This is a genomic window from Eubacterium oxidoreducens (assembly GCF_900104415.1).
In the GTDB taxonomy this organism is placed as follows: Bacteria; Bacillota; Clostridia; order Lachnospirales; family Lachnospiraceae; genus Eubacterium_C; species Eubacterium_C oxidoreducens.
This window is the reverse complement of record NZ_FMXR01000004.1, coordinates 1-18,624: the sequence shown is the minus strand read 5'-3', so window position 1 is coordinate 18,624 and position 18,624 is coordinate 1. Positions and strand designations below refer to the sequence as shown.

Annotated in this window: 18 protein-coding genes, 1 tRNA gene and 1 pseudogene; 5 read left to right on the top strand and 15 right to left on the bottom strand. The window is 36.1% G+C overall.

Going from position 1 to position 18,624, the window contains the following annotated elements; genetic code table 11:
- Positions 1-18 precede the first annotated feature (18 nt).
- From BLS20_RS00110 to BLS20_RS00095, 4 genes are all read right to left on the bottom strand, one after another.
- The gene (locus BLS20_RS00110; RefSeq protein WP_090170657.1) at positions 19-1,014 is read right to left on the bottom strand and encodes a DNA polymerase III subunit; all 996 of its coding nucleotides are present in this window, start codon (positions 1,012-1,014) and stop codon (positions 19-21) included.
- 13 nt (positions 1,015-1,027) lie between these two features.
- Positions 1,028-1,462: a YaaR family protein gene (locus tag BLS20_RS00105; protein ID WP_090170654.1), complete on the bottom strand. Its 435-nt coding sequence runs from the start codon at positions 1,460-1,462 to the stop codon at positions 1,028-1,030.
- A 65-nt stretch (positions 1,463-1,527) separates the two neighbouring features.
- Entirely contained in the window at positions 1,528-2,106 is a 579-nt protein-coding gene (locus BLS20_RS00100; RefSeq protein WP_090170651.1) for a nucleoside/nucleotide kinase family protein, read from the bottom strand.
- The gene (locus tag BLS20_RS00095) at positions 2,099-3,535 is read right to left on the bottom strand and encodes an aminotransferase class I/II-fold pyridoxal phosphate-dependent enzyme (RefSeq protein ID WP_176762211.1); all 1,437 of its coding nucleotides are present in this window, start codon (positions 3,533-3,535) and stop codon (positions 2,099-2,101) included. The genes BLS20_RS00100 and BLS20_RS00095 overlap by 8 nt, the downstream gene beginning before the upstream one ends.
- 85 nt (positions 3,536-3,620) lie before the next feature.
- Here BLS20_RS00095 and mobB point away from each other — a divergent pair, with 85 nt between their 5' ends.
- Positions 3,621-4,772, top strand: a complete 1,152-nt coding sequence (gene mobB, locus BLS20_RS00090) for a molybdopterin-guanine dinucleotide biosynthesis protein B (protein WP_090170643.1) — start codon at positions 3,621-3,623, stop codon at positions 4,770-4,772.
- Positions 4,773-4,826: 54 nt separating this feature from the next.
- Here the strand turns inward: mobB and BLS20_RS00085 are convergent, their stop codons facing one another.
- Both BLS20_RS00085 and BLS20_RS00080 read right to left on the bottom strand, forming a co-directional pair.
- Entirely contained in the window at positions 4,827-5,672 is an 846-nt protein-coding gene (locus tag BLS20_RS00085; protein WP_090170639.1) for a hypothetical protein, read from the bottom strand.
- A complete protein-coding gene (locus BLS20_RS00080) occupies positions 5,669-6,286 on the bottom strand; it encodes a type IV toxin-antitoxin system AbiEi family antitoxin domain-containing protein (protein WP_090170636.1) in 618 nt (205 codons plus the stop codon). The genes BLS20_RS00085 and BLS20_RS00080 overlap by 4 nt, the downstream gene beginning before the upstream one ends.
- A gap of 252 nt (positions 6,287-6,538) precedes the next feature.
- Here BLS20_RS00080 and BLS20_RS00075 point away from each other — a divergent pair, with 252 nt between their 5' ends.
- Positions 6,539-7,057: a hypothetical protein gene (locus BLS20_RS00075; RefSeq protein WP_090170635.1), complete on the top strand. Its 519-nt coding sequence runs from the start codon at positions 6,539-6,541 to the stop codon at positions 7,055-7,057.
- 155 nt (positions 7,058-7,212) lie between these two features.
- On the opposite strand, the gene BLS20_RS00070 is transcribed toward BLS20_RS00075, so the two are convergent.
- Positions 7,213-8,559, bottom strand: a complete 1,347-nt coding sequence (locus BLS20_RS00070; RefSeq protein WP_176762210.1) for a D-alanyl-D-alanine carboxypeptidase family protein — start codon at positions 8,557-8,559, stop codon at positions 7,213-7,215.
- Between the two features lie 159 nt (positions 8,560-8,718).
- Here BLS20_RS00070 and trmB point away from each other — a divergent pair, with 159 nt between their 5' ends.
- Positions 8,719-9,360, top strand: coding sequence for a tRNA (guanosine(46)-N7)-methyltransferase TrmB (trmB, locus tag BLS20_RS00065; RefSeq protein ID WP_090170629.1), 642 nt, complete (start codon positions 8,719-8,721; stop codon positions 9,358-9,360).
- A gap of 66 nt (positions 9,361-9,426) precedes the next feature.
- Here the strand turns inward: trmB and BLS20_RS00060 are convergent, their stop codons facing one another.
- The gene (locus BLS20_RS00060; protein WP_090170626.1) at positions 9,427-10,284 is read right to left on the bottom strand and encodes a DegV family protein; all 858 of its coding nucleotides are present in this window, start codon (positions 10,282-10,284) and stop codon (positions 9,427-9,429) included.
- A 208-nt stretch (positions 10,285-10,492) separates the two neighbouring features.
- On the opposite strand from BLS20_RS00060, the gene BLS20_RS00055 reads away from it, so the two are divergent.
- Complete coding sequence (locus BLS20_RS00055; protein ID WP_090170624.1) at positions 10,493-11,242, top strand: GTP pyrophosphokinase; 750 nt, start codon at positions 10,493-10,495, stop codon at positions 11,240-11,242.
- 136 nt (positions 11,243-11,378) lie between these two features.
- Here the strand turns inward: BLS20_RS00055 and BLS20_RS00050 are convergent.
- The 7 genes and pseudogenes from BLS20_RS00050 to tnpA form a co-directional block, all read right to left on the bottom strand.
- Positions 11,379-11,451, bottom strand: a tRNA-Lys gene (locus BLS20_RS00050).
- A 121-nt stretch (positions 11,452-11,572) separates the two neighbouring features.
- A complete protein-coding gene (locus BLS20_RS00045) occupies positions 11,573-12,979 on the bottom strand; it encodes a hypothetical protein (protein ID WP_090170622.1) in 1,407 nt (468 codons plus the stop codon).
- A gap of 277 nt (positions 12,980-13,256) precedes the next feature.
- Positions 13,257-14,300, bottom strand: coding sequence for a sulfate/molybdate ABC transporter ATP-binding protein (locus BLS20_RS00040; protein WP_090170615.1), 1,044 nt, complete (start codon positions 14,298-14,300; stop codon positions 13,257-13,259).
- Between the two features lie 13 nt (positions 14,301-14,313).
- The gene (gene modB / locus BLS20_RS00035) at positions 14,314-15,018 is read right to left on the bottom strand and encodes a molybdate ABC transporter permease subunit (protein ID WP_090170613.1); all 705 of its coding nucleotides are present in this window, start codon (positions 15,016-15,018) and stop codon (positions 14,314-14,316) included.
- A 94-nt stretch (positions 15,019-15,112) separates the two neighbouring features.
- On the bottom strand, positions 15,113-16,021 hold the full coding sequence (modA, locus tag BLS20_RS00030) for a molybdate ABC transporter substrate-binding protein (protein WP_176762209.1): 909 nt from the start codon (positions 16,019-16,021) through the stop codon (positions 15,113-15,115).
- Between the two features lie 348 nt (positions 16,022-16,369).
- Entirely contained in the window at positions 16,370-17,839 is a 1,470-nt protein-coding gene (locus tag BLS20_RS00025; protein ID WP_090170611.1) for a glycerophosphodiester phosphodiesterase family protein, read from the bottom strand.
- Between the two features lie 204 nt (positions 17,840-18,043).
- Positions 18,044-18,304, bottom strand: a pseudogene (gene tnpA, locus BLS20_RS00020) (IS200/IS605 family transposase); the annotation flags it as partial.
- A gap of 170 nt (positions 18,305-18,474) precedes the next feature.
- Here tnpA and BLS20_RS14085 point away from each other — a divergent pair.
- Positions 18,475-18,624, top strand: a 150-nt coding sequence (locus BLS20_RS14085) for a winged helix-turn-helix transcriptional regulator (protein WP_143010197.1), incomplete at its 3' end; no start/stop codon positions are given.

Sequence of the window (18,624 nt, the reverse complement as noted above, 5' to 3'; positions counted from 1 at the left end):
TGTATTTTTTAGGATTCTTTATCCCATATTTCTTTTAATTGTCCACAAAAGCAATTCTACTACCAAGTCAAAATTTACATTTGCAACCACTCTTGCCTGGGCTTTTTTTATTGCTTCTAAAATTTCATTAAGTTGTTCATATCCCGATCGATTCGCCTGATCTTTAATTGCGTAGATTTCATCTTTAAAAATCAGTCCGTTCACATCAGCCGTTGCTTTATACAATAATACATCTCGATACCATACCATCATAAGATCAAAATAATCTCGTATCTCTAGATTATATTCATGTATTCTTCTAATCGCATCAATTACTTCGAATTCCTGCATCTGATCAATTCGTTTTAATACCTGAAGAACCTGCTCTTTTAACTCATTAAACTCAGATGAACATGCCAAATCAATCGCTTTTCCGACATTTCCCTGCGCAAATGCCACGCATATATCTGCCTGATAATCCGGAATCTCATAATTTTGCATAAGAAAACTTCGCAGCAACTTCGCATCTACCGGATGGAGATTTAACGTAACACATCTTGATAAAATCGTTGGTAGAAATAATTCTGCATTTGTTGTAAGTAACAAGATGATTACGTATTCCGGTGGTTCTTCTATCGTCTTTAACAAAGCATTTTGAGCCTGTGTATTCATCTTCTCTGCTTCATCAATGATATAAATCTTATATTTACTGCTATATGGCCGAACCACCACATCCGCATTAACTTGTTGTCGAATATCTTCGACAGAAATCGTATTTGGTTTTTCATGCTCAACGTATATGATATCCGGCTGATTGTGCGAAATTGCCTGTTTACAGGAGTGACACTCATTACAAGGCTTTGCACCACCCTGTTCACATTGTAGTGTTTGGGCAAATGCTTCCGCCAACATCATTTTTCCAGATTTGTCTTCTCCACTTAAGATATAAGCATGCGAGACCTTTCCGGCTGCTGCCGCATTTGTCATATGCTCTTTAATCTTTTCATGTCCGATAATCTTGGAAAAATCTGCCATTTTTTTGTACTCCTTAGGTAATAATATCAATCAGCATTCCTCGAATCTCATCAATTCGGCTTAATATGTCCAAATGATTGGATTCATCCTTTATCAGTTCTTTGGCCAGTGCATCCAGATTATCATCGATCTGCTTAATGATGCCATATACTCTATGACGACCTCTCCTGTCCAAAAAATTCTCTCTGGAAAATTTGTGCGAACGAGAAACAATTTCATTTAAAAATCCTTTCACAAGTTCACGATATTTTTTCATATCACGTATATCCATATGGCGCGCAATATGCTCTCCCATTTTCGTGATATCTTTAAGCATATTATTCAGTGTTTCCTGCGCCTCTTCCACGTTACTCGCAAGTGTGAACTTAAAGGATCCATCCCCTTTTTCCACTTGATTGGTCTGTTGTGTCGGCGCAACCGGATTGGTCTGGTTTACTTTTATATCCATGTCCATCACTCCTGTTATGCATACTGACTTAGTATACCATATTTACTACAACATTGCTAACCTCGTTATACTTCCAGATTCGCCAGAATTTCATTTACGCAGACCATCAGATCTTCATTTTTATAAAAATGGTCAATTCCGGCTTTTTTTAGATTATCCGGAGAAAAATCCTCTTCATCTGCAAGATAACGCCTGCACATCTCTGCATATTTCGGGCTCTTTTGGCCTCTTTCCCTCTCTAGCGCTCTACTAAGACGGATGCCATCATCTACTTCTATATAAATCGGCACAATACTCTCTTCACAATAGTAGTTTTTTAGGCTTTCATAGACCGGAATCGTACCTATATATAGATAATTTCCTTCTTGGAGATTGATCTGACCATCATCTACCGTCATATAATACCATGGACCATGTACGGTCTCATAGCAACGGCTTTCGATGATTTTCCCCTGTTTTTCAAGCTGTAACATCTTTTCTTCATCAATAAAATGATATTCGCGCCCGTTTTGCTCTCCTTCGCGAATAGGCCTTGTCGTATATGGAACCACCGTAATCAGATTTGGTCTTTGTTCCTTTATTTTCTTATAGATTGTATCCTTTCCCGATGAACTCTTTCCCATCAGGCATAACAATTTACCCATTTTCCCGTATTACCTTTACTGTTTTTTTAGTCCGGTCCGATAAGCCCTCAATCACATATCCTTCCTTGGTCAAATTCGTTAAGTTCTTAAGGACATCTTTTGAAATTCTTTCCCCGGGAACAATAAACGGAATGCCGGGCGGGTATAAATACATGTAATCTGCACTTATTTTATCCGCGCAATCTGAAAAAGGAATCTGGCAGGTTTTATGCTTTTCCGTTTCTTGAGACTGCATCACCTGTTCTTTTTGATGATACAATTGTTCTAGGGTTTTTGCGGACCTATTTTCTTTATGATTCGTTTGTGTTTGTAGATTATGTTCTATACTTTTCAATGCTGCAGACAACCTCATAAACCCGTTTGTACTGTCACAATAGGTGGATAATGCTGTTGCAAAATTCCCTGCACACATCTCTAGCTCTAGCTGATACTTATCTCTCAACCAATCAAAAAGCTGCCTTCCCCCAACACGACCTGCTGCATCATAGATTAGAATTTTCGACGGGTCCTTGCCAAACACCTCGCCTTGCTGCGGCTTGTATGCCCTGACTCTTTCCTGGTTATCAATGCTTTTATAAAACTCATGAAGTTTTCCGGAAAATGCTTCAAATATTTCTCGGCTCTTCGCTTTAAGTTCTCCCAAACATTCGTCCATCGAAGCCATTAACAGATATGATGGCGAACTGGTTTCGTAAATATCCAGATATCGCATAATCCTATCATCGCTTATCCTATCACTACCTCGATGCAAAAGCGCACTTTGTGTATAAGTCCGAAGTGTTTTATGCATACTTTGAATTACAAGATCGGCGCCTTGATGAACAGCCGTATCCGGAAAATCCGGATGAAATCCAAAATGTGCTCCATGTGCTTCATCCACAATCAAAACAGCCTCATATGCATGAACTATCTTCGCAATGGTTTTTATATCGCTGGTAATCCCATCATACGTCGGAGACGTTATAAATACCGCCTTTATCTGTGGATGTTTCGATAACATCTCTTCTACCTGTTTAGGATCAATACTTCCGGCAATACCTTCTTTTAAAAATTTGGGATACAGATACTTTACTTTGACATTTCGCAAATATGCTGCATGATAAGCAGCCTTATGGCTACCCCTGTCGAGCAATATGGTATCACCGGCTTGACAACATGCGCTAATCGCTGCCAATATGCCACAGGAACTTCCATTTACCAATACATAGCTTTGTTTTGCTCCATATAAGTTCGATGCTCTTTCCTGCAACTCCTTTAATATTCCTTGCGGTTCATGAAGATTATCAAATCCCGTAATTTCTGTATAATCATAGAAAAATCCGGCTTGCAACGGATTTTGATTATCCAGTTGTCTTTTATGCCCCGGCATATGAAAGGGATAAATCCCTTGTTTATCATATTCTTCAATATATTCTTTTATTGACTTCATATTCCTTTTTCCTTGTAATTTCATTATAATATTTGTATTCACAACAAACAACGAGAAGTTGTTTTACTATTTAGGAGGCTCTACTATGAATTGTGCACTTGTTATCTTATGTGGAGGAAAGAGTTCTCGCATGGGTTCGGATAAAGCTCATCTTCCCTTTGGAGACAAATCACTTGTGGAATATATGATTGACCGATTTTCTCCAACCTTTGATCGAATCTATCTTTCCGTGAAGGATAAAAATAACTATGAAACCTTAAATATCCAGGTTCCGATGATTGAAGATCAGATTGTAGACTGTGGTCCTATTGGAGGAATCTATAGCATCTTATCTTCCATCGAAGAGGATTATGCTTTATTTGTTTCTGTGGATACGCCATTTGCTGATCCTAAAGCAGCTAAACGTATGGCCGAATTTAGCGTTGATTATGAAGTCTCACTTGTAAGACGGGCTTCTCAAAAAATCGAATCCTTATTTTCCGTATATGCCAAAAGTGCTCTTCCTAAGGTAAAACAATGTATTGATGAGCATCGTTATGCATTAAAAGCCATTCACGAAATTACCAATACCGGATATCTCGATGATTCTAAGTTATTTAACAGCGATAATAACTTTTTCTCTGATGCTGATATCGAAACTTGTTTCTTTAATATGAACACCCGTCAAGACTATTATTCTGCACTTCGTAGAATCAATATTCTTCCGGCTTCGCTCCATAACATCCCTGTTCTTGCATTTTCCGCAAAATCCGGTACGGGGAAAACGACATATATTGAGCAATTAATTGGTCTTTTAAAGAAAAAAGGACTCAAATTAGGTGTCATTAAACATGATGCGCACAAATTTGAAATTGACAAACCCGGCAAAGACAGCTATCGTTTTACTGCTGCCGGTGCAGATAAAGTACTCATCACAAGTCAGACGAAAACAGCAATGGTGGAACTACATAAGGAATCTTATTCCTTTGATGAAATGATTCAAAAAATCGATAAGGTAGATTTGATTATTACAGAAGGTTATAAACATGGCGAACAAAAGAAGTTTGAACTTCTACGAAAAGGATATTCTGAAACACCTCTTGCCAATCCTGTAAACCTTCTTGGCTATGTGTCTGATTTCGACATAAAGACAGATTTACCCGTCTTTAATATCAATAAACCCGAAGAGATCGTCCCTTTTATTGTCGATTATATCAATAATTATAGTGCCTCATCTAAATCTGACCAAATACGTTAATAATTTTTTTCGAAAAAAACCGGAAGAACAACCACCCCCCGTTGTCTTCCGGTTTTATAAAAATCTACCTAATTGCGGCATCCATTCATCCATAAATATCTCATCTTGTATATACGCCTGCCAGATTCCGTCAAAGAATTGATGAAACAGTTTCATGGCTTCTTTCCATGTAACTTCCGGCATCCGATTTCTTTTTCGATATGCCATCCATTTCTTTTTCAAATAAGGATTATCTTCATAATCTTTCATAAGATCTTTCAAATCCTGTGTTATTGCAATCTGGTTTTTTTCACTTTCCATTTTTAAAAACTTAATGAATAGTCTTCCACTTACAGATTGCGTCATTAGGATTTCATATAATTCTGTAAAATAACTCATTTCATTAGCCAATTCCAGATATGTGAATAAATATAGATAATCCTCTGCCATGTTCACTTCAGCTAGAAATTCAAATAATGTAACTTCTTTTTTTGAATATGGCAGTTTCACTACCCTGCTTCGTATTCTTTCCCCTTCTACTTGTAGCCGTTTCAGCTCTATTTCCAGTGGAATCTTATACTTTTCTATTTTGTAGTTAAGACTTAATTTCTGCTTATTATCTGTCGTTTCCTGTTCAAACGACAGTTCAAAATCGTCTATTTGGAAATTTTCTTTAATTTTATCATCTGATAAATATCCACTTGGATTCCAAAAAACCAGTTTTCTTCGATAGGTAACCGGACTGTTTTCTAATATGTCCTCTAGTTCTGTTGTCAGGAAAAATTGTTCCTTTTCTTCTTTTTCCGCCTGATTTTTCAAAATCTGCGCAACGATGTATCCAAATATTCGATCCAGCAACTCCGTCTGATTCACAGCGGCATCCTTCTTCAGCCATTGCAAAAGAATTTCCTGCTCCATCATAACCATACTCCTATCATTGCTCTTACCTTGGAGATTACTTTTCTTTCTGTTGCATACTTTAAGAGGTTTTTGATGTTTTGATTTGGTTCATCCAAATAATGTCTTAGAGCATTTTTCAGTATTTCATGTTCCAGCTGATTCTCATATCGAATACAATCTACGATTAATCGTTCCTTATCATAGATTTTCATAGTTCCTTTTCCAAGCGCAATTTCCGTCACGCCGATAGATAAGACCTTCGCCTCTGTATAATAAGGTTTGACCTGTGGATAATCCATCTTAAATCTTGCCTTTGATGTATCTTTATCTATTGCAATCTGCCATTTCAACGGTCTTTGCCTTAAATACCCATATTCGTATAGTGCGCTTTCCATACATAAGACACCATCCGGAAATAATTCACATATCATGTCTTCTTCTTCGGGACGCTCTTTGCTTAGACAATATATTCCACTTTTTACTCGCATTAAGATATCTTCTTCCACATAAGAATGAAGCATTCTCGTGGAAAATCCCATTTCATAAAGTTCCTGGGATTTTAATATAACTTTTCCCTGTTGCCGGCTTTGTTCGAGCTTTTCATTGAGTGCTCGACGAATTTTATTCTCAGCCATAACATTTCTCCTTCTTTTTATACGGTAAGTATATCACATTTCACAATCAACAACACCCCCATTTTCTTGACTTTTATTTGTATTTTATTATAATAAAGACATAATTTATTGTCGTTATATGAATTATCGTCTTTTATGCAAAGATATCTCAAGTTCTTATTGCACGACATAATTTTCTGCAATGGCAATCTTGTTTTATCTTTGCATATTAGAAGTGTGGCAGTTTCTACGTAATCAATAAAGGAGAATCTTATGGATCAAACGGTCAGCAATATTCGAAAAAATCCATCACGTGAACAATGTGAACAGGTAATTCGTCGTATTCTTATCACTGAGCTTTTAGAAAATGGGTCTAATTCCCATTTTAAAAATGCATCCGATTTCCTAGCCTATTTCGAATCTTTATATCCTGCTTCGGCAGCATTAACCAAACAGATTCAAAGAGCAGTCAAATCTATGGATCTACCAAAGGATGAAAACGGATATTTCATTATCAATAAAACACACAAACAATTAGACGAAGAACACGCAATTCAAAATCTTCTCGCATTATCTCATGCTAAGCAAGTTTTCCTAGAAGATCTAACACCGGTTTTTTTAAAAACCGACGATGCTTATAAGGAAGCCTTGATGGATTTAATCTCTCATTCTATTTCCTTTGATAACAAATATGAAGTTCTCCTTCCGGCTCATAATGGACTTTTATTCTATACAAATACACCGGAAGATCTTAATAAAGTTTTGACTGATTTGTTCTCTAAAATCAAATAATTCTTTTATTGTATGCTCATTTTACCATATCGTCTGAAAATATAACCCCTTTTAAAGTATGTCTAAATTGTAAAAAAGAGACAAGAATTTTCAAGTTTCTTGTCTCTTTCTTATTATATCACTTTCATTATTCGTCTTATTTTGATAATAAAGACTTATCTTCTTCTTCCTCGACGTTTTTTTCTATAATTATCCTTAATGATAATGCTTTTCTTTTTCTTTTTCGGTAAACCATTTCTTAGGATATATAATACAATTATTAATACAACTACGATTACCGCAATAATTATAATCAGCAATGGCCAATTAATCTGACTTCGGAACAATTGCGAATCCTCGCTTGAAGACGAATCAGACGATTGCACACCGTCGTTAAATTCAAACTCTTCTATCTGTGCTCCGGTCAACTGAACCAAAGCGCTACCAACTTCTTTGTCTCCGTAAGAATATACCAGTTTTCCAGCAATCTCACTTGTCTCACAATCCGTATCTACAGTCCTTGTCAAATCACTAAATGATACTGTTTTTGGAACTATTACCGTCGCATCCGGATCGATTTCAAGATATTCTTCATTTGTATTAAAGTTACCTGCAATCTCTGAAATATCTTCGGTTGTCTCATTTTCAGATACATTTAATATCTGAAAATTATCAAAACAATAATTACAAAGCTTTATGGTATCTGTATAATGCGCCGGAGTCTGTGCTTTTAGCACTACAACAATCAATGACATTCCATCTTTTTCCGCATATGTAACAAGCGTTGATCCTGCTGCAATCGTATATCCTGTCTTTCCTCCTGTACAGTAATCAGTTAAGTATGCAGAGGTGTGATAAGGATAAATCATAGCATGATGATTATGCATAGTAAGTGCCTCATCATGTTTATTTGTTGCCGGAAGCTTATATTCTGTTGTTCCCGTTATAATTCGAAAAGTTTCATTTTGATATGCAGCTTTTGCAATCAGTGCCATATCCCTGGCTGTCACATAATGATCTTCATCCGGAAGCCCGTTCGGATTTACAAAATGAGTTCCTGTACATCCAAGCTCCGTCGCTTTATCGTTCATCATCTTAATAAAAGTGTCATAGTCGCCTCCCACATGCTCTGCAATTGCATAAGCACAATCATTTGCCGATTCAAGCATCATACCGTACAAGCACTGTTCTAGGGTCAATTCTTCTCCGACATCTCGCATAATACTTGATCCTTCCGTCTTATATACGGCATCGGAAGAAAATGTTACGGTATCCTCTAAATTTCCATTTTCTATGGCTAATAATGCTGTCATAATCTTTGTAATAGACGCAGGATATCGTTTCGTGTCCGCTTTCTTTTCATAAAGTACGGTTCCCGTATCCGCATCCATGACGATTGCGGAAGCACTTTCCACACTTACATCATCCGGCCAATACGTCTCAGCCTGCGCGTCCATCGGCATCATGATACCGCTTAACAAAATACAACTAATTAATCCACATATCGCTATAAGTTTCTTCAATTTAAATGCCCTCATTCCATATTTGTAATTATACCCGACTGTGTTAAGTATATTATTTACCCCTATCTCGTGCAACCCAATTTTTTCGATATCTCCCTTTTCGAAACACTTTTCATATTGTACAATAAGATAGATTTTGATGAAGGGAGTCAGTCAATTATGCGATTAAGAAATATTCCGGGCGCACAAGAAGAAATCGCTCAAAATAAATTTTGTATTCACGATGCCCAGCAATATAAAAATAACTGGAACCAGTTTTGGGGCAATTCCAATCCTCTACACATAGAGGTTGGTATGGGTAAAGGTCGTTTTCTTATGGATCTTGCCAGACTTCATCCTGATATTAATTATATCGGAATAGAAAAATATTCTTCTGTTCTGCTGCGAGGTCTGCAGAAAATGGAAATTGATCCGCTTGATAATGTTCGATTTATTCGTATGGATGCAGAATACATATGTGATTATTTTGGAGAAAATGATGTTGATCGAATTTATCTTAATTTTTCTGATCCCTGGCCGAAAGATCGACATGCCAGAAGACGCCTAACCTCTCATCAGTTCTTAGAACGTTATGATACCTTTCTGGCAAAAAATGGAAGAATAGAATTTAAGACAGATAATGATGACTTATTTCAGTTTTCCCTAGATGAAGCCAATGAATCAAAGATTTGGCATATTGATGCTTTTACCTGGGATCTGCATCATGATCTGGTTCTGAGCAAAGATAATGTTATGACGGAATATGAAAAAAAATTTTCTGACCTTGGTAATTCCATTCATAAAATGATCATTTCAAGATAAAAAAAGTTAAGGCTGCTTTGATAGGTACCTAAGATTTATGATACCTATCACTTTGCCTTAACTTTTTTATTCTTCTTCTGCAAATCCGGATAATCCAATCGCTCCAGGACCTCCATGACAAGAAATGACGCAACCACATACGGTATATCTGATTTTTTCAAATCCCATCTCTTTTGCTTTTTCTGTCATCATATCAAGTATTCTAGAATCTAATCCGACCGTTGACATCAAATAAATTACTTTTTTACTAAGCTTATTTTCCTTAATGAACTCTTCCATATAGTTAAGTGCAACCGCCTTCATGGATCCTCGATATTTTTTTCCCGCAACTAAGAATCCGTTTTCTATATCTATCTTCGGCTTAATCTTTAGTAAAGTCGCTCCAAGATACTGTGCATTCGACACCCGTCCTCCGGCTTTTAAATACTCAAGAGCTGTTGGCAAAAAGGTGGTTTTGATTCTTTTTACCAAATCTTTAAGTTCCTCTACTAAATCCTTCACCGCAATTTCCGGTCTTTCTTTAATTATTTCAGCTGCCCGAATTGCAATCGATGCCGTTCCTCCGGTAACAGATAGGGAATCCACAACGGTTACGTTTTCAAATTCCTTTGCAGCTAATTCTGCATGGTGGCAGGTAGAAGATGCATTTGACGAATATGCAATATTAATAATATCACACCCCGGATTTTCTCTGTTAATGCGATCAAAAAATTGTTCATACTGATGTACATTAGCTGCTGTTGTAGAAGGAATTTTTTTCGTTCTATTGTAATATTCGTAGACCGATTCAATTGGAATACTTCCATCCATATATACCGTGTCATCCATAATTACACCTAATGGAATCACTTCTATATTAAATTCCTCAATTAATTCTTTTGACAAATCTGCTCCACTGTCAGTCGTAACAATAATTTTAGCCATTAAAATACTCCTATTAATTATTCTTATTAGTTATTTTATCAGACAGCCTTGCCTACCACAATATAGCTTCATAGAAATTTTATTCTTTATTAACAAAAATTGACATATTATTGCAACCATTACATGGTACAATACACTTGCAAACAAAAACTAATCATGTTATTTCGTTTTTCGAATAACGCCGACTGAAAGAAATGAGGCATTTTTTATGGAAGAGTTAAATATTGATGAATATATAGAATATGATAATAAGCAGAACGAAGACCAGACAGATACTGATCTGACCACACTTGTATCCTTTACTAATTATGATGTTGTTTTAAATACTTCAATGCAGCTTCAACAGCTTATGGTTATGTACGAAGCCGGCATCGATCATATTCAAACAAAGCTTGAAATTTTAAATAAAGAATTTGAAGTGAAGAAAAATCGTAATCCTATTGCATCGATTTCCTCAAGAGTAAAGGAACCAATGAGCATAATGGAAAAACTACAACGAAAGGGATATCCTGTTACCATGGAAAATCTTATGACTAAGATTTTTGATATCGCCGGAGTTAGAATCACTTGCCCTTTCATTTCGGATATTTATGATGTGGCCAATATTCTATTAAGTCATGATGATATTCACCTGATCGAATTAAAAGATTACATCAAATATCCTAAGGAAAATGGATATCGTTCACTTCATCTTGTTGTTGATGTTGAAGTATTTTTTTCTGAACAAAAGAAACGAATTCCGGTAGAAATTCAGATTCGAACAATTGCTATGGACTTTTGGGCCGCTTTGGAGCACCAGATGGCTTATAAGCAAGGATTCGAAATTCCAGCCGAAATTTATAATGAACTTCGTGATTGTGCAACCGTAATTGCCAATACGGATGAACGAATGCAACGAATTGCCAATATACTACCATCCTTTGATAAGGATGCCAGTTATAATATTATTGATTCATAATCGTCTTAATAGTCAAGACTAGCTGACTCTGCAAAGAGCCAGCTAATTTTGTAGATGATATTCGTGCTAATTTTTTTCAAATAAAAAACGCCGACCCCATAGCTCAATTGTCTATGAAACCAACGTTTTTTCTTAATGCGCCTCCAGGGGCTCGAACCCTGCACACCCTGATTAAGAGTCAGGTGCTCTACCAAATGAGCTAGAGGCGCTTATTTATTGTGTCACTGTTTGTCACAACAAAATAGATTATATAGTAATTCTTTTTCTTTTGCAAGCCTTTTTTAAAAAAATCGGGGATTTTTTTTATTCCCCGATTTTCTTATATATTCTTTACATATTCGCTAATAATGCTGCTATTTCATCCGGTGTCATTACCTTATTTGGATCAGACAGATCCGGCATAGGTGGTTTTTCTTCTTCCGGTTCCTCTACTACCGGTTCTGGCTGCGTTTCTTCGGCTGCCGCATTCGCTCCCTCTAATAAAGCCGCTATATCTTCCGGTGTCATCATCTTATTTGGATCATCCGATACCGGCTCTATCGCAGGTGCTTCTTCTACTTCCGGCTCCGACTGTGTTTCTTCGGCTGCCGCATTCGCTCCCTCTAATAAAGCTGCTATATCTTCCGGTGTCATCATCTTATTTGGATCATCTGATACCGGCTTAATTGTTGGTGCTGCTTCGGTTGCTACTTCCGGTTCTTTCTCAGCCGTTTCTATTTCTACTTCCGGTTCTTTCTCGATTGCTTCTATTTCTACTTCCGGTTCTTTCTTGACTGTTTCCGATTCTACTTCCGGTTCTTTCTCGACTGTTTCTATTTCTACTTCCGGTTCTTTCTCGATTGCTTCTATTTCTACTTCCGGCTCTTTCTCGATTGTTTCTATTTCTACTTCCGGCTCTTTCTCGATTGCTTCTATTTCTACTTCTGGCTCTTTCTCGACTACTTTTGTTTCTTCTAACGACTCTTCTTGTGCTACTGCTTCCTCTTCCATTAAGGACTCAGTTTCTAAATCCAAAACTTCCTCTTTCTCTGCTTGTGATTCTATTTCTGTAGTAACTTCTATCAGGGATTCTTCTTCACTAAGGTCTTTTGATAATTCCGGTTGAGCAGCTTGCGCTGTTTGCGTAATAACCGGGCTAGACATTGTCTGAGCCGGCATAACGGCAACGGAATGATTCATAATCTCACTTCGAAGATTCAATTCCAATTCCTTAAGAGCATTTTGCAAATCCGACTTTAATGATGCAATCTGAACTTCAAGCTCTTCTTTTATATCCGGAGTTTCAGATGGAACCAACTCATTTATCTTTTGTTCCATCTCATCTATACGAGCATTGGTCTTTTGGAGAAGAACTTTACCAACAGACCTTTCATTCGCCATAACTTCCTGGATTAACTTTTTATTTTTTTCATCGATCGATGCAAAATTATGATCTAGCTGTCCAAAACTCTTTCTTTCCATTAGATAAGATGCTTTTTCTGCTTTTTCAATTTGCTCATAATGATCGATTATCTGATGAATCGTTCTATGATGCATCTTTACCAATTCTGAAGTAAAAATTCCAATTGCAATCAATGTAATAATTGCGAATACTCCCACATATAAGAGACTATTTGAATAATTTAAAATAAAATAAATTTCAAATAACATTGCTGCAACCGCAATAATAATAGAAAAGATAATCACCATTCCATCATTATTTTTCTTTAAATTATCCGTATTATTTTTCTCTTTCATAATCGAATCCCTTCCCAATTATGTATTTTCGCATATATCGCTAGTTTTATTTTATGCTACTTTATTACTATAAGCAATCCCTACTTTCATATTTTTCAGGATTTATCCATAAAATTTTATCTATATTATATTTTTCTGTTCTCTAAGATTATACGCTCCGTCCTGTATACTAAACTTTCATCCGCATCTACAGATAGATTGTTTTTTCTCGCGTTTTGCCGATGTTTGTCCCTTGGTTGACCAAACAAAAAAGACCATAATAAATATGGCCTTTTCACTATCGAAGAAACAATAATGAATCCTCAGGAAAATAGATATATACATATTTCCCTTTATATAATCTTTCCACTTCCTGCTTTGGCATCAAAAGTCGAATATAATGTTCCTTTCCGGTTCCCGCATCCAAAATTAACTCACTTTCAAATTGCTCTTCAAATATATGTTTTGCCGTAAAACAAAACTCATTTTCACATTGCTGCGATTCTGACTTTGCTTTTATATAATGCGCTCGAATTCCAACATACTTTGCATCTTCCGGAATTTCTCTTTGTAAGTGCAAATACATATTCCATCCCGGAATTTCAATCTCATGAGTACCTCCACGCTTTGCCTCTTCGATATTTCGAACACCTGAAATTCTTGCCGCCGCAAGTGTTTTAGGATCTGCAAAGAATTCCTTCTTTTTTTGAATCGTCTCTACCTGTCCCCGATCGATTACGCAAACACGATCGCACAAATGATATACTTCATCTCTATTATGTGAAACAAATAGTACTGTTTTTTTCACATCTTTTAACAGGTCTAGTAATTCTTCCTCCATCTGCCATTTAAGGTGACTATCTAGCGCTGACAAAGGCTCATCAAGTAACAAAATTTCCGGCTTTGAAGCCAACATTCTCGCCAATGCCACTCGCTGCTTTTGACCACCTGATAACTGACTCGGAAGATGATTTTCCAGTCCTTCTAATTGATATCTGCGAATATATTCTTTTATTTCCTTTTGATCTGGCTTTTTGCCCATCCCGGAAGCAATATTTTTCATCACATTCATATTAGGGAACAATGCATAATCCTGAAACATATATCCTACTTTTCTCTTTTGCGGAGGAAGGTTAATTCTTTTTTCCGAATCATACAATACCGTATTATTTAACACAATGCGTCCCGAATCCGGCGTTTCAATTCCCGCAATGCATTTCAACGTCATGCTCTTTCCACATCCGGATGCTCCTAACAAAGCAAAAACTTCTATATCCGCTTCAAATTTGACATCCAGATTAAAATTACCAATTTTCTTTTTTATATCAACACTTAAAGACATCTTTCACCTCAATCTACCATCGGGAAACATTTTTTAAATTCCGACCGGAGATAATATTCATCGTCACAATTATACCAAATGCAATGATTAATATAATAATTACCCAGATTCCAGCTGTTACATAATCACCATCCTGAATAACCATCGCAATTTTTTGAGAAATCGTTCCCGTCTTTCCCGGAATATTTCCAGCTAACATTGAGGTTGCTCCATATTCTCCAAGTGCTCTTGCAAATGTCAAAATCGTTCCGGAAATAATTCCAGGTCCTGCATTTGGTACTACTACACGCCAAAATATTTTTAAATTAGACATTCCTAGCGTTCTTGCCGCATAAATCAGGTTTTCATCTAATTGCTCAAAAGCTGCTCTTGCATTCCGATACATTAATGGAAATGCTATTACTGTTGCGGCTACTACACAACCTAACCATGTCTGAACTACAACAATATCAAATTGTTCATTTAAAAAAATACCTATCGGTCTTCTTTTACTGAATAATAACAGCAAAAAGAATCCTGCTACCGTTGGTGGCAATACCATCGGAAGGGTGAGAATACCGTCTGCAATTGCTTTTGCCTTATATCCTGCATGTACTACTTTGCGTGCTGCAAATATTCCTATAAAAAACGAAATGATTGTCGCTACAACTCCCGTTTTCAAGGAAATTAAAAGCGGGCTCCAATCCAATGAACTTAGCAATGTACTTAAGTCTTCCATAAAAAATCCTCTTTTTCAATGTTAAAATAAGGAGCAGTTTAACTGCCCCTTATTTATGTGTATTATTATACAATATTTTTTTTATTTTTCCAGTTTAATCTTCTACATCTGTATCAAAATAATGTTCCTGGAATACCTTTGTAGCTTCGTCAGACTTTAAGTAATTGATAAATGCTACTGCTGCTTCTGACTGAGCATCTGTAGCTTCTTCATTCGCAATCTGAGCTACCGGGTAAATAATATTTCCTGAAAGATCATAGCTTACAACTTCAATGATTTCAAGCTGGTCTTCGATACCATATGTATCTGAGTAATATACCATACCAACTTCATTAGATCCTTCTGCTACTGCAGATGCTGTTGCTGATACATTGGCTGTTTCATTAATTTCTACACCGCCAAGCGCATCAGAAACTTCCTGTGTTGTATAAACGGAAGCATCTTCTACTTCATCAAGAACTCCACTGTTCATAAGAGCAACTCTTGTATATTTTCCAACCGGAACAGTTCCATCGCAAAGTGCAATAGATGAAGCCTTATTAAGATCTGCAAGTCCTGTTACCTCAGTTCCGCTATCTGGGTATGTTACTACACAAAGTTGGTTATTTACAACATTATGACGAGTTCCTTCTACAACCAGATTGTCCTGATCTTGAAGCTGATCCATCTGCTTTTGTGCTGCTGAGAAAAATACATCACAAGATGCACCTTCTTCGATCTGTTCCATTAAAGTTCCGGAGCTATCATAATTTGTAAGAATTTCAATATCCGGATTTGTTTCATTGTACATTTCAATTAATTCATCTAAAACCGTATTAAGAGATGCAGCAGCAAAAACTGTAATTGTTGTTTTATCGCCATCCTCTGTTGCAGTTGTATCTGATGTGGCACCTTCTGTTGTGGATGTTGCTGCCGTATCATTTGATGCATTACTTCCACATCCTGCTAATAATGAAGCGCCAAATGCTGCTACCATAAATACACTTATTAACTTTTTTTTCATTATTTTACCCTCCAATTGATAAATTAAAGGAAAGTATCTTCTCATACTTTCCTTTTCAAAAGACATGACTATTATAATGTCTTTATCACTTTTTTGTCAATTATTGTTTTGTTTATTTTCTCTTTTTTTCAAAATTTGCTAATAATCCTTTTCAAATTCTTTTGGTATTTAAGTTTTTTTGTGTGTTTCTTACAATACACCTTATAAATTTTTCCAAAGCGAAAACATCAGTCCAAAATTTCATCCAATCGTTCTTAAATATTAAAAGCCGGAGGAAAATCCATCATAATGGATATTCCTCCGACTTTTAGGTCAAGACTCGCTCGCGAGTCTTGCGCGCCGACTGAGTTAAAACAATGTATCAGTTGAAATAACATTAATTCCGCAATTAATTAGATCGTCAACTTTATATTTTGATGTTACGGAATATACAGAAATACTGATTTTTCTTTCGTTCATCTCATTTACTATTTCAGGATGATTTAAAGCTACCGTATATTTCCATGTGATTCCCATATTGTAATATTCAAGAGCATCAAGATCAGGAGATGCCGAAGAAGTTATATAGCGAACATTAATCGTATCATCATATTCTCTTAGATACACCGCATTTTTCCAACTTGTTGCCGTAAAATACGTCACATCTTTAAGACCATACTCTTCTACCATATCAACAATTTCGCCGATTTGTTCATCTGTTATCGTACTCTTTATTTCAACAAACGGGCACATATCGGTCTTTGACATTAGATTTAAATACTCCTGCAAGGTAGTTATTTGCTCATTTTCTGATTCATTTGAAGTAAGTTCTTTTAACTCTTCATAGGTATAATCAGATATTTCAGCATCTATACCATATGTATTTTTAAGATTTGTATTATGACTTAGGACAAATACGCCATCGCTGGTAGATTGCACATCGGTTTCTGCTCCATAATAACCTTTTCCTACAGCTGCAATATATGCCGCTAATGTATTCTCAATATAATACTCATGATAGCCTCTGTGCGCAATAAAATTAGCGGAGCTCATGTCTATATTATTATATACTGTAAGCGTTATTTTTTTTGTTTCATAATCACTTTTTATTGTAATGGTTGTTGTTCCACGTTTTTTTGCTGTAATCACGCCTTTTTTACTTACCGTTGCAACACTTTTGTTACTTGAGCTAAATGTGAAGTGACTTATATATTTTTTACTCGCTGTTGTTAATGGAACCGTTACTTTCTTACCCACAAACATCTTTTTCGTCTCTGAAGTTAATGTAATAGGATAAGGATTCACAACTTTAACTTTTACCGTTTGTGTTTTTTGATCGGACGTAGTTACTTTAATTTTGCTTGTTCCGGTTTTTTTTGCTTTCACCTTTCCATTTTTGGTAACCGTTGCAACTTTTTTATTTGAAGACTGATAAGTAATCTTCTTCGACATTGTTCCATAATATTTTCCTGTAATCTTCTTAGAGGATTTAAGATTTATGGTTAATTTATTTTTACTCAGTACATATTTAGCTTTTTTAACAACGATTTTCTTCTTTACCGTTTTTCCATTTTTTGTTGCTGTAAGGTATGTTTTCCCGATTCCTACAGCTTTTATTTTATTTCCATTTATCTTTATTATCGATGTGTCTTGACTCGTCCAGTTTAGTTTTTTATTAATTCCTACGGAATTCATTGTTACATTATTTCCATAGTATAAAGAAATTTTTGATGCAGCCTGTGTATCCGTAGGTTTCATTAAAATTAATAACAAGAATATAAGAATAATCGTTATGAAATACAATTTATTTCTTTCTTCTATTTTTTTTATCAATTTCACTTAGATTCCTCCTAGATTTAGAATTGAATGATTCTATGTCTTCAATTCTAGTATTAATCATGACCACCCGTCCAACGGGTGGTTTGCTCGCCCCTATAAGGGGGCCGTTACCGGCCAGCGCCTAAAGACGCTGGCTTTCACTTTGTTCAAGCCTTTAACGCCCTTGACTCGTCACAGCCCTTAAAAGGGCGTTTGTAATACCGGCTACCCCTTGAAGGGGTCTTCGTACTCTTTCACACTCAATTTATCCATTGCTATATCATGTTTTTCCTGTTCCTGAATATACTTCTTTATTGTTGCTTCATTAAGTCCTACTGTGCTCACATAGTATCCTTCTGCCCAAAAATGTCTGTTTCCAAACTTATACTTCAAGTTTGCGTGCTTATCAAATATCATCAATGCACTTTTCCCTTTTAAATACCCCATAAACTGTGAAACACTTAGTTTCGGAGGTATACTGATGATTCTTGCAACATCCGGACAGCATTCTTATAACACTCGGACAAACATTCTTAAAATATCCGGACAAGCATTCCTATAACTTACGGACAACGTTCCTAAATTATCCGGACAAGATGACATCTTAAAATCGCTTTCTTAGAATGTATGTATATACATTCTAAGGAGGTAATGAAATGAGGTGTCTAGAACCAATGATAATTACAGAAATCCTTCGCTTGAAGGAAATGCATCTTACATACCGTGAGATTGCTGAAGCTACCGATGTATCAAAAACAACTGTAGGTGAGATTATCAACAAGTGTAAAGAATGCGGTCTCACTTAT